The sequence below is a fragment of the Pseudoalteromonas sp. SWXJZ10B genome (assembly GCF_015864475.1).
GTDB lineage: Bacteria > Pseudomonadota > Gammaproteobacteria > Enterobacterales > Alteromonadaceae > Pseudoalteromonas > Pseudoalteromonas arctica.
In genome coordinates, this window is sequence record NZ_JADYXD010000021.1 from 20,366 (window position 1) to 46,845 (window position 26,480).

General features: G+C 39.0%; 18 protein-coding genes and 1 pseudogene. 12 read left to right on the forward strand and 7 right to left on the reverse strand.

What is annotated here, in order from left to right; translation table 11 throughout:
* Positions 1-227: 227 nt before the first annotated feature.
* The 3 genes from I6F54_RS16075 to I6F54_RS16085 are packed head-to-tail and all read left to right on the forward strand — an operon-like array spanning position 228 to position 6,727.
* Positions 228-2,972: an Ig-like domain-containing protein gene (locus I6F54_RS16075; RefSeq protein ID WP_197142273.1), complete on the forward strand. Its 2,745-nt coding sequence runs from the start codon at positions 228-230 to the stop codon at positions 2,970-2,972.
* Between the two features lie 13 nt (positions 2,973-2,985).
* Positions 2,986-5,664, forward strand: coding sequence for a TonB-dependent receptor plug domain-containing protein (locus I6F54_RS16080; RefSeq protein ID WP_165739955.1), 2,679 nt, complete (start codon positions 2,986-2,988; stop codon positions 5,662-5,664).
* The gene (locus tag I6F54_RS16085; RefSeq protein WP_166111612.1) at positions 5,657-6,727 is read left to right on the forward strand and encodes a cytochrome-c peroxidase; all 1,071 of its coding nucleotides are present in this window, start codon (positions 5,657-5,659) and stop codon (positions 6,725-6,727) included. The genes I6F54_RS16080 and I6F54_RS16085 overlap by 8 nt, the downstream gene beginning before the upstream one ends.
* Here the strand turns inward: I6F54_RS16085 and I6F54_RS20515 are convergent.
* The 3 genes and pseudogenes from I6F54_RS20515 to I6F54_RS16095 form a co-directional block, all read right to left on the reverse strand.
* Positions 6,722-6,822, reverse strand: a pseudogene (locus I6F54_RS20515) (LysR family transcriptional regulator); the annotation flags it as partial. The gene I6F54_RS16085 and the pseudogene I6F54_RS20515 overlap by 6 nt on opposite strands.
* 123 nt (positions 6,823-6,945) lie before the next feature.
* Positions 6,946-8,778 (reverse strand): tetratricopeptide repeat-containing diguanylate cyclase, encoded by a 1,833-nt coding sequence (locus tag I6F54_RS16090; RefSeq protein WP_197142276.1) that lies wholly within the window; start codon positions 8,776-8,778, stop codon positions 6,946-6,948.
* Between the two features lie 144 nt (positions 8,779-8,922).
* A complete protein-coding gene (locus tag I6F54_RS16095) occupies positions 8,923-9,840 on the reverse strand; it encodes a LysR family transcriptional regulator (protein ID WP_197142277.1) in 918 nt (305 codons plus the stop codon).
* Positions 9,841-9,920: 80 nt separating this feature from the next.
* Here I6F54_RS16095 and I6F54_RS16100 point away from each other — a divergent pair, with 80 nt between their 5' ends.
* From I6F54_RS16100 to I6F54_RS16115, 4 genes are all read left to right on the forward strand, one after another.
* The gene (locus tag I6F54_RS16100) at positions 9,921-11,060 is read left to right on the forward strand and encodes an alkene reductase (RefSeq protein ID WP_166419282.1); all 1,140 of its coding nucleotides are present in this window, start codon (positions 9,921-9,923) and stop codon (positions 11,058-11,060) included.
* 386 nt (positions 11,061-11,446) lie between these two features.
* The gene (locus I6F54_RS16105) at positions 11,447-11,704 is read left to right on the forward strand and encodes a hypothetical protein (RefSeq protein WP_170072658.1); all 258 of its coding nucleotides are present in this window, start codon (positions 11,447-11,449) and stop codon (positions 11,702-11,704) included.
* Positions 11,705-12,083: 379 nt separating this feature from the next.
* Entirely contained in the window at positions 12,084-12,848 is a 765-nt protein-coding gene (locus tag I6F54_RS16110) for a DUF6515 family protein (protein WP_197142278.1), read from the forward strand.
* A gap of 171 nt (positions 12,849-13,019) precedes the next feature.
* The gene (locus tag I6F54_RS16115; protein ID WP_007587274.1) at positions 13,020-13,520 is read left to right on the forward strand and encodes an RDD family protein; all 501 of its coding nucleotides are present in this window, start codon (positions 13,020-13,022) and stop codon (positions 13,518-13,520) included.
* 102 nt (positions 13,521-13,622) lie between these two features.
* Here I6F54_RS16115 and lptG read toward each other — a convergent pair whose 3' ends face one another.
* A complete protein-coding gene (gene lptG / locus I6F54_RS16120) occupies positions 13,623-14,690 on the reverse strand; it encodes an LPS export ABC transporter permease LptG (protein WP_197142279.1) in 1,068 nt (355 codons plus the stop codon).
* Positions 14,687-15,799 (reverse strand): LPS export ABC transporter permease LptF, encoded by a 1,113-nt coding sequence (gene lptF, locus I6F54_RS16125; protein WP_002962016.1) that lies wholly within the window; start codon positions 15,797-15,799, stop codon positions 14,687-14,689. Before lptF ends, lptG begins: the two co-directional genes overlap by 4 nt.
* 309 nt (positions 15,800-16,108) lie before the next feature.
* Between lptF and pepA the strand changes: the two genes are divergently transcribed.
* The 3 genes from pepA (at position 16,109) to I6F54_RS16140 (ending at position 21,126) form a co-directional block, all read left to right on the forward strand.
* Entirely contained in the window at positions 16,109-17,620 is a 1,512-nt protein-coding gene (gene pepA, locus I6F54_RS16130; protein WP_007587283.1) for a leucyl aminopeptidase, read from the forward strand.
* Between the two features lie 150 nt (positions 17,621-17,770).
* A complete protein-coding gene (locus tag I6F54_RS16135; RefSeq protein WP_007587285.1) occupies positions 17,771-18,217 on the forward strand; it encodes a DNA polymerase III subunit chi in 447 nt (148 codons plus the stop codon).
* A gap of 53 nt (positions 18,218-18,270) precedes the next feature.
* Positions 18,271-21,126 (forward strand): valine--tRNA ligase, encoded by a 2,856-nt coding sequence (locus tag I6F54_RS16140; protein WP_197142281.1) that lies wholly within the window; start codon positions 18,271-18,273, stop codon positions 21,124-21,126.
* Between the two features lie 113 nt (positions 21,127-21,239).
* Here the strand turns inward: I6F54_RS16140 and I6F54_RS16145 are convergent, their stop codons facing one another.
* Positions 21,240-22,481 carry an outer membrane protein transport protein gene (locus I6F54_RS16145; RefSeq protein WP_024589713.1) on the reverse strand — a complete coding sequence of 414 codons (1,242 nt, stop codon included), beginning with the start codon at positions 22,479-22,481 and terminating at the stop codon, positions 21,240-21,242.
* Between the two features lie 283 nt (positions 22,482-22,764).
* On the opposite strand from I6F54_RS16145, the gene I6F54_RS20380 reads away from it, so the two are divergent.
* A complete protein-coding gene (locus tag I6F54_RS20380) occupies positions 22,765-23,088 on the forward strand; it encodes a hypothetical protein (RefSeq protein ID WP_165725768.1) in 324 nt (107 codons plus the stop codon).
* Here the strand turns inward: I6F54_RS20380 and I6F54_RS16150 are convergent.
* Positions 23,048-24,262 carry an HD-GYP domain-containing protein gene (locus I6F54_RS16150; protein WP_197142282.1) on the reverse strand — a complete coding sequence of 405 codons (1,215 nt, stop codon included), beginning with the start codon at positions 24,260-24,262 and terminating at the stop codon, positions 23,048-23,050. The two genes, I6F54_RS20380 and I6F54_RS16150, sit on opposite strands and share 41 nt — an antisense overlap.
* A 352-nt stretch (positions 24,263-24,614) precedes the next feature.
* Between I6F54_RS16150 and I6F54_RS16155 the strand changes: the two genes are divergently transcribed.
* Positions 24,615-26,378 carry a lysophospholipid acyltransferase family protein gene (locus I6F54_RS16155; protein WP_197142283.1) on the forward strand — a complete coding sequence of 588 codons (1,764 nt, stop codon included), beginning with the start codon at positions 24,615-24,617 and terminating at the stop codon, positions 26,376-26,378.
* Positions 26,379-26,480: the final 102 nt, after the last annotated feature.

Sequence of the window (26,480 nt, forward strand, 5' to 3'; positions counted from 1 at the left end):
TAATGAGAAAAGCTTTCATTAGTTAAGTATATGAGTACTTTTTAGCTGAACTTAAAATATTTACATTAGCTATACACCTTTCTACTTTAACGTCTCTTTGTTTTTTAAACCCTTGATTAGTTAAAGGTAACATTCTTATTTTTAACATAAATACCGACTTCGAACTGTGAAACACAATTGATATGCGTTATCATTCGCAACATTATTAACTTCTAATATTAACAATAATGAACAGACTTATTAAATTTACCCCTATTTTATGCGCACTCGCTTTAGCAGGTTGTGGAAGCGGCTCGGGCAACAGTGCACCATTATTTACCCAATCAAATTTAAGTTTTACGCTTAACGAAGATACCGCTTTTTCAGGACAGGTTTCAGCCACTGACGACGACCCGCTTAGTTATACTTTGGCGCAATCGCCAAGTAACGGCATTATTACATTAGAGGCTAACGGTGAATTTACTTACACACCACACGCTGATTTTTTTGGTGAAGATAGCACGACTATTTCAGCAAGTGACGGCAGTTTAAGCGCTGATGTTGTTGTACGTTTTATTATTGAAAACATTAATGATGAACCTACTATTTCAACAACTAATGTTACATTTACTACCTCAACAACAAGTGTAGGTAAAATAAATACTAGTGATGTTGATGGTGATGCAGTGAGCATTACGCTACTTACACCGCCAAGTAGTGGTGTAATATCTATAAATAGTGAAACTGGTGAATTTAGCTATGAGGCACAAACACTCACTACGCAAAATGATGAATTTACCGTTAGTTATACCGACGGCATTATAAGTGAGCCATTAACTGCGACTATTTCACTTAGCCCCTCTTATGTAACAAATGAAGACAAACGTAACTACTACTACAGCTCAGATAAGTCTCATTTAAAACAAGCCGATTTAATAACAGAAAATATTAACGATGAACTATCTCGTTATAGTATTTATCAAACTCAAGCTGCAGCTTATGCGCGCGCTGGTTTTTTAACTACCGCACAAGAGTATTTAGCGCTGATTAATGAACAAACAGCCTATGCCGATGGGCTTTTAAAAGTAGCCAGTGCACTGGATACGATTAATCGCTCTGAGCAAGCTATAGAATATAGAGAGCTAGCTTTAACATCTTATAACCAATACCTTGCTGAAAAAGGATTGGATAATATAGACAGAAATGATGCATCTTGGTTGTTAACTATTACACGAGACTATTTAGATGCATTACAACTGTCGCAAGCAACTAGCTTAATTGAACAAATTGAAGGCTATGCATTAAACGCAGCACAGGATGAGTTTACAACTACATTTGGGTACTTTATTACTGCATTTTCAAGTGCTGCAAGCTCAACTCTTGAATCATATGCAGCGACACCCACTACTGAAAACTTAGAAACTGCAAAGTTATTCGCTAAATCGTTCGCTCAATTAAGTAATAAAACAGGCTACGTAATAGCAAAAAATGGTGATTATAAAGGAGAGCCAACTCACCGCTCTCGTATATTATATTTAGCATGGTCGGCAGAGTTTTTATTACAAACTAATCAGTTAGAACTTGCACGTGAATATACTAATAAAGCACTCGCTCTTTATGGTATTACTAATTTCGATAGTAATTATAATTATGCTGCCTCACCTTATTCACAAGCAACTCTTAGCTACTACCCGTATGCACTAAGTAATTTGGCTACACTTATCGAGGCGCTGTACGACACAACTCAAAACCCTGCATATGAACTAATTACATCTGAGTGGGAGCAATCATTTGCACAACGCTCAATGGTTTCATTTATTGTGGCGCAGCGTTTATTAGCAGGCGAAGATGCAACAACAGTACTCGATGAAGTTGCTCAACCTTTTAAAGATAAAGATGAATATAACGTGCTATTTCAGGGGTTAACCGATACTACAAACTTACCTGGTACTGCACTTATTTTGAGCCAATTTAATCGAAATGATTTAGCTCAACAAGTAATGAATTATGCCGGTGACTTACTTATTTCAGATGAGTACATACAAGCCGAGAGTTATGCAACGTATCTTACTGGTTTTAGAGGCTGCTCTGCTTTTGTTGAAATAAGCGGTCGCGTTGGTATGGATGAAAAAGTTCAAGCTGAAAAGTGCATTACTATGCTCGAAAAACTACAAAGCGGTGAGCTACAAACACTCTCATCTAGCAGCCAAATTTCAGTTCATAGCAATGTAATAATGACGCTAACTCGATCTGGCTCAACAGATGGTATCCCAGCTATATATACGCAATTACTTAACCATATATCAGAACTAGAAACCCCTGAAGATCGCTTTGAGAACCGCTTAGAAACACTTGGTTTTATGATTGATGCGGGTTATTCAACACAAGCATTAGACACATTTACTTTATCGGTTGAAGAAATTACGCCTTTAATTTCAGAGTTTGATAGCAACCAATTAACCGATCTAGTTGAGCTTTTAAAAGAGTATATTTTAGATATTGAAGCGCCTAAAACTGGGTATTTCACTATTTACAGTGCGTTGTCATCTATGGGGGCTAATGCTCAAAACATTAATGACTATGAAGCTAAATACCAAGGATTTAAAGCACCAACGTCTACGTTAATTAATACTTTAGAGGAACGCATTACTGCGCTTTCAGACACCGCATTACAAAGTAATATGATGGACTTAGTTTCTGCTCATGTGCTTCTTGGTGATAATGCTAAAGCAATTTCGTTAATTGAAAATAGCGTAAATGGCTCAGCAGATAAACTCAACCTTTATACTGAAATGGCAAGTTTAATAGCTGCCCGTGATGACTTTAGAGAAAAAGCAGTTGCCAGTGTAGATACCGATCACGACGGACTTCCTAACTTTTTCCTACCAAATGTAAGCGAAGACGACATAACAGCCTCAGGTTTAATAGCCGATCAAGATGCCGACAATGACGGCATTATTGATAGCGAAGACAGTACTCCACTTGGTAATTAATTAAGAGATTTAAATGCAGACACCTAGCACCTTAGCGTGTCTGCTTTTGCTTACCCAAAACGCTTATGCAGCGAACGAGCAAGAGCAGACCGACCAGTCAAAACCCATATGCAGTACTTTACAAAATGAAGAAAAAAAACGTTGTGAAGCCTTAGAACACATAGAAGTAAAAGGTCAGTACATAGGTATTGAAGTGCCTGAAGTAATTGGTCGCTCATACCTCGACCGTAACTTTATAACCTCGACCGCTAAAGGTAATGGGGATATAAATGAGTTAATTGCCCTCCTCCCTGGAGTACAACTCAGTAACGACGCTTTTAGTATTGAAAGCTTGGCTGAAATTAGCGCACCCGAAATATCTATTTCTGGCGCGCAACCTTGGCAAACAGGGTTTTCGATTGATGGCATGAACTACAACAACCGTATTGATCCCGCCAGTGCTACACGAGTTACAGCTACCAGCAATGATGTGTCGGGCGGTGTGCAAAGCATGAATGTAAATTCAGATATTGTTGAATCAATAACCGTGTACGACCATAACATTCCAGCCGAATTTGGTGGTTTTTCAGGTGGAATTGTTGATGCTAAAACCAAAAGTGCTTTTGCAAAAGACAGCTTTAGCTTTGGTGTGCGTGGGAATCAAAGTAGCTGGGGAGAATACCATTTTCTTAAAGCTGATGAAGAGTCTGGACAACGAAATGTTGATGATGAAGCGCTAGAAGCCCCAGAGTTTAAAAAAATAAGTTACTCATTGAGCGCCAATAAACAACTCAATGAACGCCACGGACTTATGGTAAGCGTTAATTACCTTACCAGCGACATTAGTGATTTTTCACTGGGTCAACCAAAAACGCAAAGTCGCCGAAATATTAATGCATTAGTTAAATATGGATACAAAAATGGCTGGGTCGATCAGCTTGATATTAGTTTAATGTACGCCCCTTACGAAGTTGATAACTTTATTGTTGATACCAAAGACAGTAACTTTCACTTAGAAGGTGGAGCAGTGGGCGGCGTAATATCGCTAACAGAAAATTTAAGCTTTGCTACATGGCACAGTAACCTTAATGTAAATTTAAGCGATAGCAGTCGAGAGTCCCAAGATCACTTTTATAATTGGTTGCAGGCAAAAGGAAAGCAATGGGGAGAATTTGCGGACCAAGGATTATCTAATACGCGTTATTCCAAGCAAGGTGGGTATGGGGCGCTCGATAACACACAATTGACCACGAGTTGGAAAAACACTCTCGATTTTAATACGTTTAAATTTTTGAGTGTAGAGCACAATATTAAAGCTGGTATAGAGCTTATACACCAAGAAGTGAAACGTGAACGTTTTCAAAATAGTTACACATACGACTCTCCTATTATTTGGTCAAGCGCCAGTGCACCACTTAATTGCAGCGGTTACACGCTTGATTGCCAATCGCTTGAATCTGCTATTTCTATAGAGCAACTTACCGAGCAATTGGGAGGGAGTATTGATTTTAATAACCCTGAACATATTGCAGCTTATAGCGATAACATTGTAAGTACTGCACAGTATTTTAATGGTCGTAAAGTTACACCTGCTGAATATATAAATGTAGGACTTAACCGTGGCGCTTTATATATCACCGATCATTTAACGCTTGGTCATGTAAATATTAACTTAGGAATGCGCTATAACTATGATGATTTTTTAAAAAATCATAACTTAGCCCCGCGTATTTCGCTTGGTTACGATGTGTTTAATGATGGACGTACAATAATAAGCGCAGGCGTAAACCGTTATTATGATTCAGGAATTATTGGTTATAAAATAAAAGAGCAACAAAACTTTTCGTATAACGAATACCGCCCTATCGAAAACGGCTACTTACAAGGCTGGTTACCCTCTAATTACACTGGCGCATTTAAATATCGTTTTAACGATGTGCAAACACCTTTTGATGACGAGTTAGCTTTTGGTATAGCTCACTCATTTGAAAAAATTGGTAACTTTTCACTTAAGTATGTAAAACGGAAAAAGCATCAACAATTGTCTCGCTCAACTGCTGATACGCCAAGTGAAGATGGCTTCAAATATATTGAAATAACAAACAGCGGTACAGGTAGCTCTGAGCGTTACTCGATTGCATGGAGTGCACAATTTAAAGCACATTCATTCTGGGCAAATGCTTCATATGCGCAAAATAAAGTGTCAAACGACAGCTACAATGCAACCGCAAATAACACCCCTCTTGATGAGCTAGTTTATTACGTTAATGCTAAAGAAGAAGGTGAACTTGTTACACTTAACCAGTTATCTCAAATTCGCACCAATTTTGGAACTCCCGTAACCGGCGCTATGGGTTGGAATGTTGACTGGCTTGATTCACTTAGTACAGGCTTAAACATTACCTATAGTGGTAGCTTTGATACAGCTGTTAGCACAGGCGCGAGTGAAAGCGTTGAGCTAGACAAGAGCTGTATTAGTTGCCCTATTACATCTACTTTGGTTGATGTTTATGAGCAACGTGTTATTCGTGCCCGCACTATGGTCGGCTTAAGCTTACGATATAATCCTAAAATTAGTGAAAAACACAACGTAGAAATACGCGCTGATGTATCTAACCTTTTAAACGCCCGTACTTACAATGTAAACGAAGGAGCCGCTGGCATTGAACCTGGTCGAATGTTTTGGCTTGGAGTAACTTATAAATATGATTAAGCTACTTGGTTTAATAACATTATTACTCCCCCTTAGTATGCACGCTCAACAATACAGCAACACAGAGCTACGTGGTTTGTATAGTAAGAGCCAAGTAAATTGGCCTGCCATTCAAACCAGTGATGAGCGTATAGTTGAGCCTCTTTCGCTATTGCCAATAGCCACTCCACGGGCAGAGCACGTTGCACTTGGCAATAAGCTTTTTCATGATACACAGCTTTCACGCGATAAAACCGTAAGCTGCGCAAGTTGTCATGAACGAGATAAGGGTTTTCATGATGGTCGTGCCACTGCAATCGGTATAAATGATCAAGTGGGCACCCGCAATACCCCTGCAATTTTTGGTATAGATCAGTGGCAAAGTTTTTTTTGGGATGGTCGCGCTAAAACAGCTGAGCAACAAGCACTTATGCCCATTAGCAACCCAATTGAAATGGACTTAGATCCACAAAAAGCTTTAATGCGAGTCAATAAAGATAAAAGCTATACGGCATTTAATAAAAGTGCTTTTAATTCAAATACGCTCTCCATGGCACAAATGGCAGAAGCCCTCGTAGCTTTTGAGCGAACACTCATTGCACCTAATACTCGTTTTAAATCATTTATTAATGAGGTTCAGAGTAATCCAAAAAAAGCGGTTAGACACTTATCAGATAGTGAATTAAACGGGTTACATTTATTTAGAACCAAAGCAAAATGTATGACTTGCCATAATGGCGCGCTATTAAGTGACAACCAATTTCATGGCACAGGGCTTCATTACTACGGTCGCCACTTTGAAGATAAAGGACGCTTTAATATTACAAATAACCCAAGTGATATAGGGTTATTTAGAACCCCATCATTACTAGGTTTAACACAAACATTTCCTTGGATGCACAATGGGCTTTTTGATGATCTACTGGGTATAGTAAACATGTACAACCATGGTGGAGCAAGACCTAAGCCCAGAAAAACCCAGTTGAACGATCCACATTTCCCTAAAACAACGAAACTACTAAAGCCATTAAAATTAACTAAGCAAGAGCGTTTAGATCTCGTTGCATTTCTAAGAATTTTATAAGTTTTGCAGCTGCTCTATCAGCCATTTATGAATAGGGCTGTTATTAGTACGCGGGTGCCATGCGCTATTACTTTAAAGGTAGGAGGCAGAGCTTCTTTTTGAAAGGTATCGAAGAAGGATATACACTCTCAATACATATGAGTATTAGGTGAATTAGCTTGCTATATTTTTCAATAATAAATTACTAGCCGTTTAATAACTCAATAATTATTGAGTTATTAAACCATTACTTTATTACGGCCTGCATTTTTAGCTGCGTATAATTTTTCATCAGCTCGTCGGGATGCATCTTTTGGGGCTTCGCCCGCTTTAACTTGTACTACACCAATACTTACTGTTGATTTTATATTGAGTGAGGTATGAGTAACATTCTCAATATTTTCGCGTATACGCTGGGCAACTTCATGCGCAAAACTAAGTGCAGTATTAGGTAAAACAACTAAAAATTCTTCTCCACCAACCCTACCTGCACAATCTGTTTGACGAATGTTTTTTTCTATAAATTTAACAGTAGAAATAATAACTTCATCACCAATATCATGTCCGTATGTATCGTTTACTTGTTTAAAGTGGTCTATATCAATAACAATGAGTGAACACGCATTCCCTAAAAACTCGCTTTTTTTAATCGCGTTGTATTTAAATGCAAATATTGCTCTACGATTAGCGATACCTGTTAATTCGTCTTTTAATGCAAGTGTTTTAAATCGCTGTTTATGCTGAGTTTGTTTATAAGTTATGTAAGCTAAAATCAATATCAGCCCAATAGAAAACAGCAAAGATGCGATTTGCCAAAATGCTTTTTCATCAGCTAAATTTAATAACTGCTCTTTTACCTCTGATGACTCTTGCAGCCTTGTTATTTCTCGTTTTTGCTGATCCCAGTCAAACGCTAAACGTTGAGATAGTAATGTATTATCTGCAATTTCTTGCACTTTTCTATCTGCGATTTTTAATAACTCTCTTTGAGCTAAGGCTTCTTGCTGATAGTTATTTTTTTGCACTGCTAATTCACGCTTAAATTCTAAAAAACGAGTTAAAGAGTCAACTGACCATACTTGAGAACTATTTTGTTCAAAATCTAAATAAAGAAGTTCCGCTTCATCTAGACGACCCTTTTTAATTAACCACTCAGCTGTTGTTATTGATTGAATAAATTTAATCCACTCACTATTTAGCGTTAAATCCCTGGCTTGATTTAAGTATTGTTTAGCCTCTTGCAGCTTATTTAATTGAATATTTATTTGTGCAATTTTAAAGAGTAAGTAAGCATTCCCTTCATCGTCTTCATACTTAGTTACAGCAGGGAGTATACTGCTGTACAACACTATCGCTTTTTGATAATTACCTTGAGCTTCGTAAGCTTGGGCTAGGCTATCTGTGGCTATGTACCATTCTTGCTCATTATAATTTGTCAGCTCATTAATTGCTCTTTGCAATTGTTCTTCAGCGAGCGAAAAATTGTGAAGATCGGCATGGATAAGCCCTATTTCCTTAAGTATAAGCGCTTTATCGTAAGAAAAATCGCCTTGTTCAAAGGTATTATAAGCTTGTTGAAATGCCAAAAAAGCTTGCTGGTACGAACCTTGTGAACGAAAAATTATCCCTAATATTAAGTTAGCTGTCGCATGTTGATAATAAAGCTCTGGATTTTTAGAGGTGGCACTAATAACATTTTTAGCCATTGAAGTGGCTGTACTTACTTTGCCTTGTTGGTATAAATGAAATGCTTGGCATGTTTGTAAATCGAGTTTTAATTTAGGCGAGCCAGCTTTTTTGATTGCTTGATTAGCATCTGTCAGTAAATCATTTAATGCTATGTAATTATTGTCATTTTGGGGGTCATAAAACCAACACTTTACAGTTTTAACGCGAGCAGTATCGAGCGATGAAGAATAAGGTAAATTGCGCTCTAACTTATCCATAAGCCCACGACTTTGACTACTCGTTAAATATCCACTTAGTATTTTTTCAACATCTTCTTTTACTGTGTTAGCAAAAGTACTAAAACAAAGTAGAAAACAAAAAACACAAAAAAACAACTTAAACATTTAGCTTTATAATTCCTTTACCGCACTTAAAACACAATTGTAGGACACTGTTATTAGCTGACGACAATCTTTAATAACTATTGTTAATTATGGTAACAGTATTTGCTTTAATACTTACATTAATACTTGTATTAAAGTTTGCTGTTATAAATTTTGCAGCTGCTCTATCAACCACTTATGAATTGGGCTGTTGTTAGTACGTGGATGCCATGCAGCTATTACTTTAAATGTAGGAGGCAGAGCTTCTATTTTTAGTTGTTTAACTTTGCTATTTGGTAATAATCTTGATGGGTAAAACGCTAACATATCGGTTGTATGTAAAATGTCAGGCACGGCTGAAAAACTCGGTACCGACATAACAATATTACGTTTTAGCCCTTGGCTTTCAAACCATTGATCGTGCGATCCGCGCAAATTAGCGCGCGATGGCGATACCACTAGCTGAGGATGCTTTGCAAATTGCGCCAAACTCAAAGGCTCAGTGTAAGTAGTGTTACCTATACCGGTAATACACAAATGCTGCTCTTCAAACAAAGTAATATAAGAAAGATTGTCGGGTATAAATTCTGGAAAGCTAATCAATAAATCAAGCTCGCCTGCCGTTATAAGTTGATTAACGTTATCGGATGCAAAGTCGCGCACTATCAGCTTTAAACCGGGGGCTTCGCGACGGGTAATATTAAATAATTGCGGTAGTAAAGCCTGCGTGGCATAGTCGGTTGCGCTTATGGTAAACACGCCTTTATAGGTTTGCGGACTAAACTGCTCGGGCTCTAGTAACGACTCTAATTGCTTTAAAATATGATTAACTGGCGTCTTGAGTCCTTGCGCTTTAGGAGTAGCAACCATGTTATTGCCTTGGCGAATAAATAAGCGATCGTCAAATAAATCTCGTAGCTTTCGTAGTTGCTCACTAATGGCTTGTTGCGTTAACCCCATTTTTTTAGCTACTTGCGACAGATTTTGCAGCTCTAACAAGCTACTGAGCACTCTTAACTGTTTTATATCGAGCCGACTAATACCATTCATAATTGTATGCTGTACAAAAAAGTGTTGTTTCAAATTGTATCTTTAAATCTCTATGCTGCCAACGTTGCTTAACCACTATTTAAGCCTTTATTTGCTTTATAAGAGAATTTAAAATGAAATCAGAATCAGTTAATACCGCCCCTTTATTCTCATCAATTGAGCTTGGCCCTTTTACACTTAAAAACCGTATTGTGATGCCACCTCTTACTCGCTCTCGCAGCACTCAGCCTGGCAATATTCCTAATGAATTAATGGCTGAGTATTATGCGCAGCGCGCATCGGCTGGCTTTATGGTTACCGAAGGCACGCAAATAGAACCTCGCGGCCAAGGCTACGCTTGGACACCTGGTATTCACTCGCAAGCACAAATTGAAGGCTGGAAAAAAGTAACACACGCAGTACACGCCAAAGGCGGTGTTATTTTTGCTCAGCTTTGGCATGTAGGGCGCGTATCGCACACCACACTGCAACCAAATTCAGGTAAACCAGTTGGCCCTTCAGATATTGTGGCTGACAATGTAAAAGTATTTATTGAAACCGCACCAGGTGAAGGCGCATTGGCTGACCCAAGTGACCCCCGTGCACTAAGTACTACTGAGGTTGGCGAGCTGGTAAACATGTATGCGCAAGCTGCACGTAATGCTCTAGAAGCAGGCTTTGATGGTGTGGAGCTGCATTGTGCTAACGGGTATTTAGTTAATCAGTTTATTTCTGAGCATACTAATAACCGTGACGATCAATACGGTGGAACACTTACTAATCGCCTACGTTTTTTAAAAGAGATTGTTGAAGCAGTAAGTGACGTTGTAGGCGCTAACCGTTTAGGTGTTCGCTTTGCTCCTTTATTTGAAAGTACAGATGAAACACGAGTGTATCTAGGACTTGTTGAATCAAACCCTCATCATACTTATGTACAAGCCGTTAAAGTGCTTGAGCAAGCTGGCATTGCTTACTTATCAATAGCGGAAGCTGATTGGGAAAATGCTCCTGATTTACCACAAGAATTTTATAAAGCAGTACGAGCCGAATTTTCAGGTCGCATTATTTATGCTGGTAAATACACAGTAGAAAAAGCAGTGCGTATTTTAGGTGAAGGTTATGGTGACTTATTTGCATTTGGTCGCCCGTTTATCGCTAACCCTGATTTACCAGAGCGTATAGCGAATAATTGGACGTTTAACGAAGCCGATGCAGCCACTATGTATGGCGGTACCGAAGTGGGTTATAGCGATTACCCGTTTTATCAAAAGTAGTCAACCTAAACTCTAAACGATATATGGGATTGGTATAGAACCGATACGGTTTTATACCTGGTACCTTAATTAAGCTACCTGTTTTGAGGTAAGAAAACGGTGTTGATAACACAGCTAAAATTTTGTTATTAGTTGTTCTCGACAATTGCTCTGTCATTGCTCTACCTTCTGCATTTATGCAGTCGTATAGCAGTCATTTTTTAATAAAGTTAACGCTAGATTTAACCTCTCAAATTGATTAAGTATTACTGCGCAATGGTATTAGCGTCAAGAATAGTAAAGATAAGTAAAAGGGTGTAAAGCCTCCCTACAGTTGCCCTGCATGCAGTTGGCATTCAGTTTCAAACGTCAATACTAGCCATGTTAACCACAAACGAGGCAATATTATGAAACTTACATTTATACTACCTGCACTATTAGTTATGGGCACTTTATCTAGTTCTGCATTTGCAGCACCACATGATAGATATACAAAGCAAGAATATAAAAAGGTTCAGCTAAAACGAGAACTGAAAAAAATTAACCAAACTAAGGTAATCAAGTATGTTCCAGTTAAAGTTGTTAAAAGAAACGTTAATAACACAGCATTTGTTAAAGTTAATGTCATAACGTATCACCCTAGCCTTAAATTTATTAAAAGATAAATGCGCACTTTAAAATATAAAGTCATGTTTGCGGCAATAAACAATGCGCCGCAAACTTAGCTTTTTACACCACTTAAACTCTATTATTGGTATTATCACATCTAAAAGTGCACGGAAATAACGTTTTCTAAGCACAACAAAAAAGTCCAAGTACATAATTTAATAGCAATATTATTAAAATATCTCTCATAATAAATATACTTAAAAAGAACAGAATCACCCTTAAAAATCGTCAATAACTAGAGATTATGTCAAGAACCGTCAGTAAAATGTAAAAAGCTGTAAGCATAGCTCCGTTTGCTGTTGTATGTCAGTTAACATTCAGTTTGAACCGCTAGTATTGAACCCAGTTATGTAAAAACATAAACGAGGCAATACTATGAAACTTACTTTTTTACTACCTGCACTGCTAGCCATTGGCGCAGTATCAGGCTCTGCGCTTGGAGCACCAAACGAGCGAGAGAATGATAAAAGCTTTAAACGTGATCACGACAAACGTGTTGAATATAAACGCGATGAACGCCGCCATGAAAAAAAGCAGCGTATTGAACATAAAAAAGAAAAACGAGAAGACCGTAAGCAAGAAAAACGTAGACTCGCAAAGCACAAGCAGGAAAAGCGTGAACAATACCGCTACAACCAGCGCAAATATAACTATTTAACAAACCATCATAATTCAGTCTCTTACAGACAAAATCGATTTATAAATCATTTACCGCGCAATAGTGCCTCTATTAGATTTAATGGTATTTCGTTTACGTTTAATGACGGCCTTTACTACCGTAAAGCTAAAAGAGGCTACCATGTAGTTACACCACCTAGAGGCCTACGTATTAATACGTTGCCAAGAAATTACAGGCATTTTAAGCGCCATAATACGACTTACTACACTTATCAAAATGTGTACTACGTCGCAAATAATGACGGCTATACAGTGGTTGATGAGCCAACAACCCGTCTTAATCAGGCAATAAAAGTGGGGAATGTGAATGATTATAGCTTGGGCCAAACTTACGATTCATTGCCTCAGGCAGCACAGGCCGTAATAATTAACTCGCAGCAGTATTTTAAATACGGCGATATTTATTTTTTACCGCAAATAAGTGGTGACGATATAAAATACCTTGCTATAAAGCTAGGTTAAATCCGCTATAAATTAAAAGGCCTTGCTACCAATAGCAGGGTCTTTTTCATTTCCCCTGTAGGTAATAACTTTAAGTAATAAAATCAATTCCCTCTCTAAGCATTAACATAACTTAGTATTTGTAAGCTTTTTTGCTAAACTACCCCGCATATTAATAGTGAGAGTGTATTTATGTCGGGTGAGTTTCCACGTGCTGGTTTTTGGCGCCGTTTTGCGTCGTTAGTTTACGATACGTTAGCCATTATTGCGTTTGCGATGTTAACTGTAGTGCTGTATTTATTTGCAGTACAAGGGCTTATTTCTCTCGATGTAATTAGTTTAAATGGCGCAGAGGATGTATCTGCCTTTATTCAAAATTCAAATCTTCTTTCGGGTATTCGTACCGCCCTTTTAATTATTGTTACCTTAGTATTTTTTGGCTACTTTTGGACTAAAAGCGGGCAAACCATTGGCATGCGTGCATGGCGTTTAAAAGTACAAACTCTTGAGGGTAATTTAATTAGCTGGCCGCAATCAATTATCCGCAGCGTTAGCGCTTTACTCGGTTTAGGTAATTTGGTGGTGTTAGTCGATTTTAAAAACAAAAAAGCACTGCAAGATTACATCTCTAAAACAGAAGTTATTGCGCTTACTAAAGAAGAAAACAGACGTATTTATAGTGAGCTTGATTAATACTAACTTTTCAAATCGTGAGTTAAGCGGTAATTAAGCAGTAGTTAAAAAGCAAAAAGGGTGACCAGTGGTCACCCTTTTTCGTACTTCGAATAAGTAAATCTATACCCGTTTATTCATCAAATAGGTCGCAAAGCCTATAAATATAATACTGGGCAATACCGCACCTATAATGGCAGGTATTTGGTAAACCATAACTACAGGGCCAAATATTTCATTAGTTAAGTGAAACACAATCCCCGTTACAACGCCCATAATAATACGTGCGCCCATGGTAACAGTACGTAGTGGGCCAAATATAAACGACAGCGCCACCAGCAGCATTACCGCAACAGATACAGGCTGCATCAACTTACGCCATAGAGCAAGCTCGTAGGTACTTGTGTCTTGCTCGTTTTGCTCTAGGTAACTTAAATACGACCAAAGCCCAGTGAACGAAAGCGACTCTGGTTTTACCGAAACAACCCCTAACTTTTCAGCTGTGAGTTGCGAAGGATAAAACTCTTCAGGCAGTTGCTCTGTTGTCGTTTTTTCGCTAGTAATAATAACTTTGTTAACGTCACGAAGTAACCAGCCATCTTTTCGGCTCAGTGCATCCCTTGCTTTAGTTATTTGGGTAAGCTCTAACGATTTATCAAAGTGGTACATATGCACCCCGTTGAGCCTGCCGTTGTCATCAACGTCTTCAATATTAATAAAATTATTGCCGTCTTTAGCCCATACACCTTTTTGTGTATTAAACACATCGCCGCCATGTATTGCTTGGTTACGCATTTCTTTAGCGTGCAATTGTGCTTCAGGTGCGCCCCATTCGCCAAGTGCCATCATGCAGATAGCCATGAATACGGCGGTTTTCATCACTGAGCCAATTATTTGTAAGCGCGACATACCAGCGGCTTGCATAACTACAAGCTCACTGTTTGAGGCAAGCGCCCCTAAACCTGTTAAGCCACCTATTAGCGCAGCCATCGGAAAAAACACCACTAAATCGCCAGGAATTGTATAAAGCGTATAAAGCATTGCAGTCATTAAATCGTAACTGCCGCGCCCTACCGACTTTAACTGGTCGATAAACTTAATTAAGGTGCTAATACCAACAAGTACCAACAATGCAAAGCCAGTAGTTTGTAAAATACTGCGGCCTAAATACCAATCAAGCGTTTTCATCATGAGCCTAACTCCCGCTTAGTTACAACGGCTTTAAGCCAAGCGCCCAGTGGTCGCCCTTTTATAATTAATAACCCACCTATAAACAGGGCACTTAGATGAATCCACCACAAGCCGATTGAAGGCGGGATTTTGCCATCTTCAACTGCAAATTTAGCGGCATTTAGTAAAATAAAGTAGCCTAAGTACAAGCTAATAGCAGGCACTAGTTTTGCAAATTTACCTTGGCGAGGATTAACCACACTTAGCGGTACTGCCAGTAAGGTAAGTAGCGGGATTGATAACGGAATAGCGAGTCGCCATTGCCATTGAGCAATAGATTCAGGAGTGTTTATAGCCAATAATTGGTTAGTTGGCACAGCCTCTAATTTACGGCGTTGATGCTCTATTTCTTGCTCTCGTATTTGTACGCTGTAACCATCAAATTCTGTTAAATTAAGTGCAGGCGTTGTGCCGTCTGTTTCGTAACGTTTACCGTCTGTTAGTACTAGCTGTTGCTCACCATTTACGGCTTCAACCACAACACCTTGCTCTGCATATACTAAGCGCGCTAGATTGCCTTTTTCGCTATCGGGTAACTGTGCAACAAATACCTTATTGAGCTCTTTGCCGCCTTTTTCAATATTATGAATAAACACCACGGCTTTTTCGTTACCGGTTTCTTGGAACCGCCCAGCTCTGAGCGCAGATAACCCCGCATCGGCTTTGGCTTGTTCTTTCAATTGATACTCTTGCTCGCTTGCCCACGGCGCTATATACATAGTCAATGCAGCGGCTAATATGGCAAGCCCAACGCTTGATATAAGCGTTACGCGCACAACATACCATTCACTTACGCCACAGGCTTTAAGGACGGTCATTTCGCTATCTGCATATATACGGCTGTAAGCCAAAATAATGCCTAAAAATATACTCAGCGGAAGTATTAGCGAGGCTAGTTGTGGAAGCTTTAGTGCAATCATCGATAGCACTAATTTAGCAGGAATGCTGCCCTCAGAGGCATCACCTAAAATACCAACTAACTTTTGTGACAAAAATATTGTCATTAAAGTTAAAAATACGGCGACCTGCGATTTTAAAACCTCAGCGGTCAAATAACGGAAAATTAGCAATGCTCGCCCCTGTTAAACATGGAATTTCACTACGATAGTGAGAATTGAATAGTTAAATAGCTATTTTACCCAATTAATACCGGCAAATAGGCTATTATTATAAGCCATCAAATTTAATTATCCTACCTAAGTGCACGATATAATGTTGCATTAGTAGCCCTTAAGCATATAAAGTTCAATTACACAGTAAGAGTCTAGCAAAATCAGCTAAAATAAGAATTATCCTTACATAAGTTACGTAGATAAGACTAGAAAATACTTTTTTAGCCCCAACTTACTAACTTAAATGACTCAAAATCAGGAGTGACAATGGAATTTAACGTAAAAAGTGGTAGCCCAGAAAAACAGCGCAGCGCATGTATTGTGGTTGGCGTTTACGAGCCACGTAGGTTATCCCCCATTGGTGAACAACTCGATAAAATTAGTGATGGCTATATCTCTAATTTACTTCGCCGTGGCGACTTAGAAGGTAAGCCAGGCCAAGTTTTATTATTGCATCATGTACCCAATGTATTAAGCGAGCGCATATTGCTTGTTGGTTGTGGTAAAGAGCGCGAGCTTGATGATAAGCAATATAAACAAATTATTTCTAAAACTATTAATACCTTAAACGAAACAGGCTCTATGGAAGCAGTCTGCTTTTTAACAGAGCAACACGTTAAAGGTCGCGACACTTACTGGAAAGTTCGTCAAGCAGTAGAAACAACACAAGATTGCTTATATACGTTTAACCAATTAAAAAGTAAAAAAGTAGATCCTCGTCGTCCGCTTCGTAAAATGGTGTTTAACGTACCAACACGACGCGAACTAACGATTGGCGAAAGTGCCATTGAGCATGGTTTAGCCATTGCTGCAGGTAGTAAGCTGTGTAAAGACGTGGCTAATATGCCACCAAATATTTGTAATCCAGTGTACTTAGGCGAGCAAGCACAAGAGTTGGCAACTAATTTTGACAACATCACTGTTGATATTATTGGCGAAAAGCAAATGGCAGAACTAGGTATGAATTCTTACCTAGCTGTTGGCCGAGGTAGTGATAACGAATCGATTATGTCGATTATTAACTACAAAGGCGCCGCTGACGACCAAGCCCCTATTGTACTTGTTGGTAAAGGCTTAACGTTTGACTCAGGCGGTATTTCATTAAAACCAGGCGAAGGCATGGACGAAATGAAATACGACATGGGCGGCGCTGCAGGTGTTATTGGCGCAATGCGTGCACTTGCACAAATGCAATTGCCAATTAACGTTATTGGTGTTTTAGCTGGCTGTGAAAATATGCCTGGCTCAAACGCGTATCGCCCGGGTGATATTTTAACAACAATGTCAGGGCAAACAGTTGAAGTGTTAAACACCGACGCTGAAGGTCGTTTAGTATTGTGCGACGCACTAACGTACGTTGAACGCTTTAATCCAGATACCGTTATTGACGTAGCAACACTTACTGGCGCTTGTATTGTAGCCCTTGGCGCGCATGCGACTGGTTTACTATCAAACCATAACCCACTTGCACACGATTTATTAAAAGCGTCTGAGCAAAGTGGCGACCGCGCATGGCAGTTACCGTTATGGGATGACTATCAAGATCAACTAGAGAGCCCATTTGCTGACTTTACAAACTTAGGCGGACGCTCTGCGGGTACTATTACTGCGGCATGTTTCTTGTCTAAATTTACTAAAAAGTATCATTGGGCGCATTTAGATGTTGCCGGTACAGCTTGGCGCAGTGGCGCTAAAAAAGGCGCAACGGGTCGTCCTGTTCCTATGCTTACTCAGTATTTACTAAATAGAGCTGGTGTAAGTGAAGCCGCTCAAGATTAAACACACTGTTTAGCTACTTATAAGGCGCCATTTGGCGCCTTATTTATTTGTGTATTAATTGAAGCAAACCCCGTTATATGGCAAAATCTGCCTCTTAATTTATGTATATCAATTTGGTATGCATTCAATGTCATGGGAAACCCCGATACAATGAACATGAACGCTAAATTTTTCGTTCTAAAGCAACAAGATGAGTCTAAAGCTAAAGCTGACGATCATTTTGCTTTGGCTGCTCAAATTGCGGCCGATCAGTATCGAAATGGGCAGCGTGTGTTTATTTGTGTTAACGATAACGAAGCAGCCTGTGCCATTGATGAAATAATTTGGGCATTCGATCCAGATAGTTTTGTGCCACATAATTTACAAGGTGAAGGCCCTAAAGGCGGCGCACCGGTAGAAATTGGTATTACGCCACCTGTTGGCAATCGTAAAGTTTTAATTAACTTGGCTACTCAGTTACCGGATTACATTCGTCGGTTTAACCAAGTTTTTGATTTTGTACCCGTAGAAGCAGCTGCTAAACAGGCAGCCCGCGAGCGTTTTAAAAAGCTACGCCAACTCGGTGCCAATCTCACCACGCAAGATATTAATAGCTAGCCAATCAGGCAAACTAACCAACTAATTTAAGTACTTATTTAAGGTTCTGTGTAATGGATAAAACCTACAATCCGCAAGATATTGAACAGTCTCTATATCAAGACTGGGAACAAAAAGGCTACTTTAAGCCATCTGGCCAAGGCGTACCGTATTCAATTATGATCCCGCCGCCAAATGTCACTGGTAGCTTGCACATGGGCCACGCCTTCCAAGATACAATAATGGATACCCTAACGCGTTTTAAGCGTATGCAAGGTAACAACACATTATGGCAAGTAGGTACTGACCATGCAGGTATTGCAACGCAAATGTTGGTTGAGCGTAAACTGCATGCCGAAGAAGGCAAAACACGCCACGATTTAGGCCGCGAAGATTTTATTAATAAAATCTGGGAATGGAAAAAAGAATCTGGCGGCACTATTACCAAACAGCTTCGTCGCCTTGGCGCATCGGTTGATTGGGATCGTGAACGTTTCACAATGGACGATGGCTTATCTGAAGCCGTTAAAGAAGTGTTTGTACGCCTTCATAAAGAAAACCTAATTTACCGTGGCAAACGCCTAGTAAACTGGGATCCTAAATTACACACTGCTATTTCTGATCTTGAAGTTGAAAACAAAGACAAAAAAGGCCACATGTGGAACTTACGTTACCCACTGGCTGATGGCGTAACAACACAAGACGGAAAAGACTACATAGTAGTAGCTACAACCCGTCCAGAAACCATGCTTGGCGACTCAGGTGTTGCAGTAAACCCTGATGACGAACGCTACATAGATTTAATCGGTAAAGAGATTTTATTACCTATCGTTAATCGTCGTATTAAAATTGTTGCTGACGAACATGCCGATAAAGATAAAGGCACGGGTTGTGTAAAAATAACGCCAGCGCACGACTTTAACGATAACGAAGTGGGCAAGCGTCATCAAATGCCGATGATCAACATTTTCGATAAAGACGCCGCTATTCTTACCCAAGGTGAAACATACACCTTTGACGGTAAAGAGCTTGAGTTTGATGCGCCAATTCCTGAGCGCCTACACGGACTTGATCGTTTTGCAGCGCGTAAAGCAATTGTGGCAGAATTTGAAGAACTAGGCCTACTTGAAAAAATTGAAGACCATGGTTTAACGGTTCCTTACGGCGATCGCTCTGGTGTTGTAATTGAGCCACTACTTACCGACCAATGGTATGTACGTGTTGCACCACTTGCTGAGCCTGCAAAAGACGCTGTTAAAAACGGCGATATTCAATTTGTACCTAAGCAGTACGAAAACATGTACTTCTCGTGGATGAACGACGTACAAGATTGGTGTATTTCACGCCAGCTTTGGTGGGGTCACCGTATCCCAGCTTGGTACGACAATGAAGGTAACGTATTTGTTGGTCGCGACGAAGCTGAAGTACGCCGTGAAAACAACATTGCAGAAAGCGTAACCCTAAGCCAAGACGAAGACGTACTTGATACGTGGTTCTCATCAGCGCTTTGGACGTTCTCTACACAAGGTTGGCCAGAAAATACTGATGATTTAAAAACCTTCCACCCGTCTGACGTGCTGGTAACTGGTTTTGATATTATTTTCTTCTGGGTTGCGCGCATGATTATGATGACGCTGCACTTTGTAAAAGACGAAAATGGCAAACCACAAGTTCCGTTTAAAACCGTATATGTAACTGGCTTAATACGTGACGACAATGGCGATAAAATGTCTAAGTCAAAAGGTAACGTACTTGACCCACTAGACATGATTGACGGCATTGAACTTGAAGACCTAGTACAAAAACGTACTGGTAATATGATGCAGCCAAAACTTGCCGCAAAAATCGAAAAAGATACGCGTAAAGTATTTGCAGGCGGTATTGAAGCACACGGCACCGACGCCCTTCGCTTTACCCTTGCTGCAATGGCATCTACCGGTCGTGATATTAACTGGGATATGAACCGCCTTGAAGGTTACCGTAACTTCTGTAACAAATTATGGAACGCGAGCCGTTACGTATTAATGAATACAGAAGAGCAAGACTGTGGTTTTGCAAACGGTGCTCAAACGGAGCTTTCATTAGCTGACCGCTGGATTTTAGGTCAATATGAAGCAACCGTTAAAACCTATACAGAGCATTTAGATAACTACCGTTTTGACTTAGCTGCTAACACACTTTACGAATTCACTTGGAACCAGTTTTGTGATTGGTACTTAGAGCTAACTAAGCCGGTATTATTTAAAGGTAATGAAGCGCAGCAACGTGGTACACGTAATACACTTATTACCGTACTTGAAAGCTTACTGCGTTTAATGCACCCAATGATGCCGTACATCACTGAAACGATTTGGCAGCGTGTTGCACCACTTGCAGGCCTTGAAACAGCGGGTACCAGCATTATGGTTCAGCCGTTCCCTGTATATAATGAAGCAAGCGTTGATGCTAAAGCGATGGATGACTTGGAGTGGGTTAAACAATTCATTTTAGCTATTCGTAATATTCGTGGTGAAATGGATATTAGTCCAAGTAAACCACTTAGCGTATTACTTGCTAATGCATCGAGCGACGACGTGCGACGCATTGAAGAAAACAAATCATTTTTAGCATCACTTGCAAAAATTGAAGAGTTTACAATGCTTGAAAACAAAGACGACGCACCAGCATGTGCAACGTCTTATGTTGGCAACCTTGAGATCATGATCCCGATGGCGGGCTTAATTGATGTGGAAGCCGAGCTTTCGCGTATTAATAAGCAACTCGAAAAAGCCGAAAAAGGCCTAGCACAAGTGCAAAACAAACTTGCTAACGAAAAGTTTGTAAACAACGCACCTGAAGCTGTACTTGCTAAAGAAAATGCAAAACTGGCTGAGTTTAGCGATGCTAAAACTAAGCTACTTGAGCAAAAAACTAAAATAGAAAGCTTATAAGCTTTCATAAAATGCCTATTAACACTATTTAATAGGCATTAAAAAAGCCGCTCACTTTAATTAAAGTGAGCGGCTTTTTTGTGCCCTGTGATTAACCACAAGACACTTCTACATTAAAACTTGTAGTTGTACTGAGCGCCAACTAGTACTGCGTGACCTTTAGATTCAAAAGCCCACTGACTACCTGAGTCATCAGTTTCTGTAAACGTTTGTGTTTTACCACGGATAATACTCACACCAAGATCAACATTAGAGTTTTGATCAATTGTGTAGTTACCACCAAACGAGAACCAGAAACGGTCTGTATCAGGAATAGAGATTGATAGGTGCGTTTGTGATACCGGTGACTCATCAAATGCAACACCAGCACGAAGTAGTATGTCTTCATTTAACTGGTAATCAGTACCTACTGAGTAGCGGAAAGAGTCAGAGAAGTCTTCTGTTTTTTCAAAACCTTGCTCTGGTGGTAAACCAACTTCAGCTTCTAATTTGTCAAAGCTACTCCATCCAGTCCATAGTACGCTGTAGTGTAAACCTAACTTTTCATCTAACTGATGTGAACCAGAAAATTCAGCGATAGCGGGTAGAGTAATATCAACAGAACCTGAGCGCTCAGCGATACCACGTGCAGCGCTTGAATAAGTTCCTTCAAATGTTATATCTGTTTCTGTACGATAATTAAAACCAAAACGGCTATTTTCATCAAGTTGATACATTAGGCCTACATTTAAGCCGTAGCCAGTATCATCACCCTCAAGATCAACAACGTTCGTTGAACTTGGAACGCCAAAAGGGTTTACACCTATTTTTCGAACTATAGTTGCATCAGCATAAATTACATTTAAGCCAACACCAAAACTAAACTGCTCAGTTACTTTATAGGCAACACTTGCATTCATATTAACTGTAAAAATCTCAGTCTCACCCGCAATCTGGCCTGCGGCGTAGTCATCATTAAACTTAGTTGATAAACCAAAGTTTGAAAACGCACCAAAACCAAGTGATACTTTATCGTTGTAAGGCATAGTAAAGTAAGCTGCTGGTACCACTGCACTTGGTGCAATACTATCGTCATCTAATGAAGATTGATCTATACCAGTTGGCGCGCCTTCACCTTCTAAGCTTACATCTGGGATTACGCCAATAGCAGCAACACTTAGTTGCTTTTCTTTAAATAAAGTCATTAGTGCAGGGTTACGTGCAACTACAGACGCGTCGTCTGCGATAGAAGCTTCACCAGCGTATGCACGGCCTAAACCCGATGCATTTTGCTCTGATAATTGAAACGCAGCTGCAAAGCTATCAGCTGAAACAAATGCAAGCGAAGCTGCAATAAGGGTTTTAGAAAATTTCATTGTTGAGTCCTTAACCAAACTGACTGTCTGGGTACTATGTGTGTTGTTATTAGGATTTAAAACCCGATTACACTACCTTAATTTTTTGTAAAAAACTCTATGAATACGGCAAAAGACAGTAAAAAACATGTTTTTTAACGACATTTTAACAACTATTTAAAACTCATCGGATGAGAAGTGTGATATTAGAGCAAACACTCTAAATGTAATTAATTATCATTTAGATTGACTGGGAGTTAGTAGCAACTTACACTCATTATAAAATCGCAATGGAAGTAAAACTGTGATCATTTTATTTATTATTACAGGGCTAATATTTTGTGGGGCGAGTGTGTTTTGCTTTTACAAAGCAAACTACTGCGCATGTACTCAAGCAGGACAATGCGATAACCCCGTAAACCATTATTGGCTAGGGGCAATGTTAAATGCGTTGATCTCTTTAGCGCTGTGTTGTTTTGCATTGCACGTAGAGCTAGGCACTTTGTTATGGTTAACACTGATGGGAAATTGCTTTTTGGGTGCGTTTATTTCTGCAAAACAAACTAAAAAAAGACAATGCAGTAAGGCTAATTCAACAAATGCTCTTTTAGCAGGCGAGACAAATTAATCTGATAATCTAAGGGCTTAACACTTGATAGTATTTTAAGCTCTTGGGTGTGCTCACTTAAATCGATGTCTTTCGGTGTAACATGATGATTGTGCTTAGCATTATAAAATAGCTTAATTTTAGGTTTAATAGGATTTAATACGTTCCCTTCAAGCACTAAGGCTAAACGTTCATTCGTTAATTTTACAATAGTTCCTACCGGATGAACCCCTAAACACTTTATAAAACGTTGTACTAACTCACCATCAAACAATTGCTTATTGGCTAATAAGTACCGCAATGCGTTGATTGGTTCATCACCATCTTGATGCATTCTGTCGGCAGTCATTGCATCGTACACATCTACAATTGCCATTATACGCGCTGGACGACTTAACTTCTCTGCCTGTAGGCCTCGCGGATAACCAGAGCCATCTAAGCGCTCATGATGATTTACTATCATATCAAGCATAAGGGGTGTTATACCCTTCTCGCCTTTAACTAAACCCAAACCTTGCGCTACATGCTTTTTAATCGCTAAGAGCTCATTATTAGTAACCTTAGTTGGCTTTGAAAATATACCCTGCGGTAATTTAGCTTGGCCTAAATCATGAAGTAACGCGCCCATGGCAAGCTCTTGCACAACAGCCATTTTGTACCCTAAGTATTTAGCAAATACAGCGGTAAAAATGGCGCAGTTGATCATATGCCGCCAGTTATAGCTGTGTTTATCTTTTATACGAGTAAGAATAGTCATGGCGTTGGCGTTACGAAAAACTGAGCTGACTATTTCGCTGGCTATTTCATCAAGCACTTTTATATTAACACTCAGGCCAGATGTTAAGTCACCGTATAACGACTGTAGCTTTCGGCCATGCTGATCGTAATTGACACTCGCTTTAGCAAATTCTTGTTCAATTGAGATTGCTATAGGTGTTTTTTCGGATTTTTGCTGGCTATTAGATGTTTTAGGTTTGCTTTGAGGCTTATATTTGGCAGGAACTGGGGCATCACCTTTAGCAAAATCTATAAGCAGCTCAAGCACCCCTTCAGAGACTAAACGCTTAATAATAGATCTATCGCGTACTAAGCCACTGGTCTTAATTTTTATGCTATTGATCCCTTCATGTTGCTTAGTAACGCTATCAACATACATACCAGGAGTAAGCTCAGATACGGGCAAAGTAATTAGCATAAAGGCGGGATTTTTCTATTAAGGAATATGTACCTTAAATAGCATTAATTAAGCCTAAAAGTCTAGTTTTTGAGTTGTAAGTAGTTATATATAACTAAAACCATTATTTACAGCCCTATTTGAGCTGCATTGTAATTCTGATTATTTTACTTTTTAATAATTAAACGCTTTCATCTCAACTACACTAAATTGCTTATCACTAAAAAGCAGGTGATTTAGCTATAAAATTTATCTAATCATTATAAAAAAGCGAACTTTATTAACCTTTCTTGAACATAATATTGTTTTGCCTCGGTCTCAATATACACAGCACTTAATAACAACTGCTTTAAATTCTTAAGAGTACTAATATATGACAAAACTAAACCACCCCGTATCAAACCTAAGTGTGGCTGCAATAAACACAGCCTCGCCTTTGGGTCATATATTAAAAGCAGCCGCTCCACTGCTCGATAGCTTATTAGGTATAAATAAACTGCGTGATATATACCTCTCTAATAATTTATCGGGTTTAGATAAGCAGGAGTTTAGTGAAAAGCTTTTAAATGTATTGGGTATTAATGTACTTGGCGCACAAAGTGTTATTAACAAAATACCTAAGCAAGGCCCTTGCATAGTAGTATGTAATCATCCTTATGGCATGATTGAGGGCGTAATAATTGCCAAATTACTCACCCATTATCGTAGCGATACTAAAGTAATGGCTAACGTTGGTTTAAAAATATTTACAGAAATTAAAGATTATTTTATTTTTGCTAATCCACTAAAACCAAAAGCAGCCATTAATACCAGCGCAATTAAACAGTGTTTTAGTCATGTTAAAAATGATGGCCTACTTGTGGTTTTTCCTGCTGGCAGGGTTTCGTTTTTTCAATCAAAAAAACAACGTGTAACCGACGGTCAATGGAATCGCTTAGCGGCTCAACTAGCCTTAAAAACACAAGCCCCTTTATTACCTGTGTTTATTAGTGGTCAAAATAGCCCTATGTTTTATAATTTGGGACGTATTTACTACCGATTTAGATTATTAATGCTAATACGTGAATTACTTAAAATTCAAAAAAGGTCCATTAATTTAGGTGCTGGTAATTTACTTACACCCAAGTTATTAAATAAATTTGAGAAAACTGACGACATTAACGATATTGCGCGCCTGCTTTGCTATTTAAACGATGAACGCTTTGTAACACCTTGGCAAGAAGATGCCCAGTCAATGCAACTAAAAGCGATTATGCAGGATGTTGATAAAACAAAAATGACGAGTGAACTTGCTAGCTTACCAAGCGAGCAGCACTTATTAGACTTTAAAAGTTACTCCGTTTATTACGGTTATCAAGATCAAATACCTAATTGTGTTGCTGAAATAACACGCCTTAGAGAAATAACCTTTCGTACATTAAACGAAGGAAGCGGCGAGCCATGTGATACCGATAAGTTTGACGCAAGCTACATGCATTTATTTATTTTTGATCATAAAAATGAAGAGATTATTGGAGCTTATCGAATTGGACAAACTGATTTATTACAAAAAAATAGCGACGTGAGCGCCCTTTATTTATCGCAAATGTTTAATTTTGAACCCTCTTTTATCAATCAACAACAGCCGTGCTTGGAAATGGGTCGCTCGTTTATAGTTCAAAAACATCAAGGCAGTTACCATGGCTTATTACTGCTATTTAAAGGGATCGGTGCGTTTATGGCGCAAAACCCACGTTATAGGACTTTATATGGCACGGTTTCATTAAGTAAGCTTTACGACCCTCGTTCTGTCGCAATTATTGACCATGCAATGGTTAATAATAAACAAGGTGTTATCGCCAATACGCCTTTTAATAATAAAATTCATCCAGAGTTTGAAGACTTCATTAGTGATCACACGTTAAACATAGATCATGTATCAACATTGGTTATGGGAATAGAAGAAGATAAAAAAGACATACCAATTTTATTAAAGCAATATCATAAGCTAGGCGCTCAATTTCATTGTATGGGAATTGACAGTAACTTTAATCACACCCCAGGATTACTTTTAAGTGTGCACCTACCAAGTGCGCCTGAAAAGCTACTTAAGCTCTACCTTGGTGATAAAAAAGATGATTATATAAATCACTCATAATTTTCATCTGCTATATTAATACTGCAGATGAAAATAGAGCAACAAAAAAGTCGACGCAATTAATTGCGTCGACTTTTTTAGTTATGTAACAGCTATAAAAAT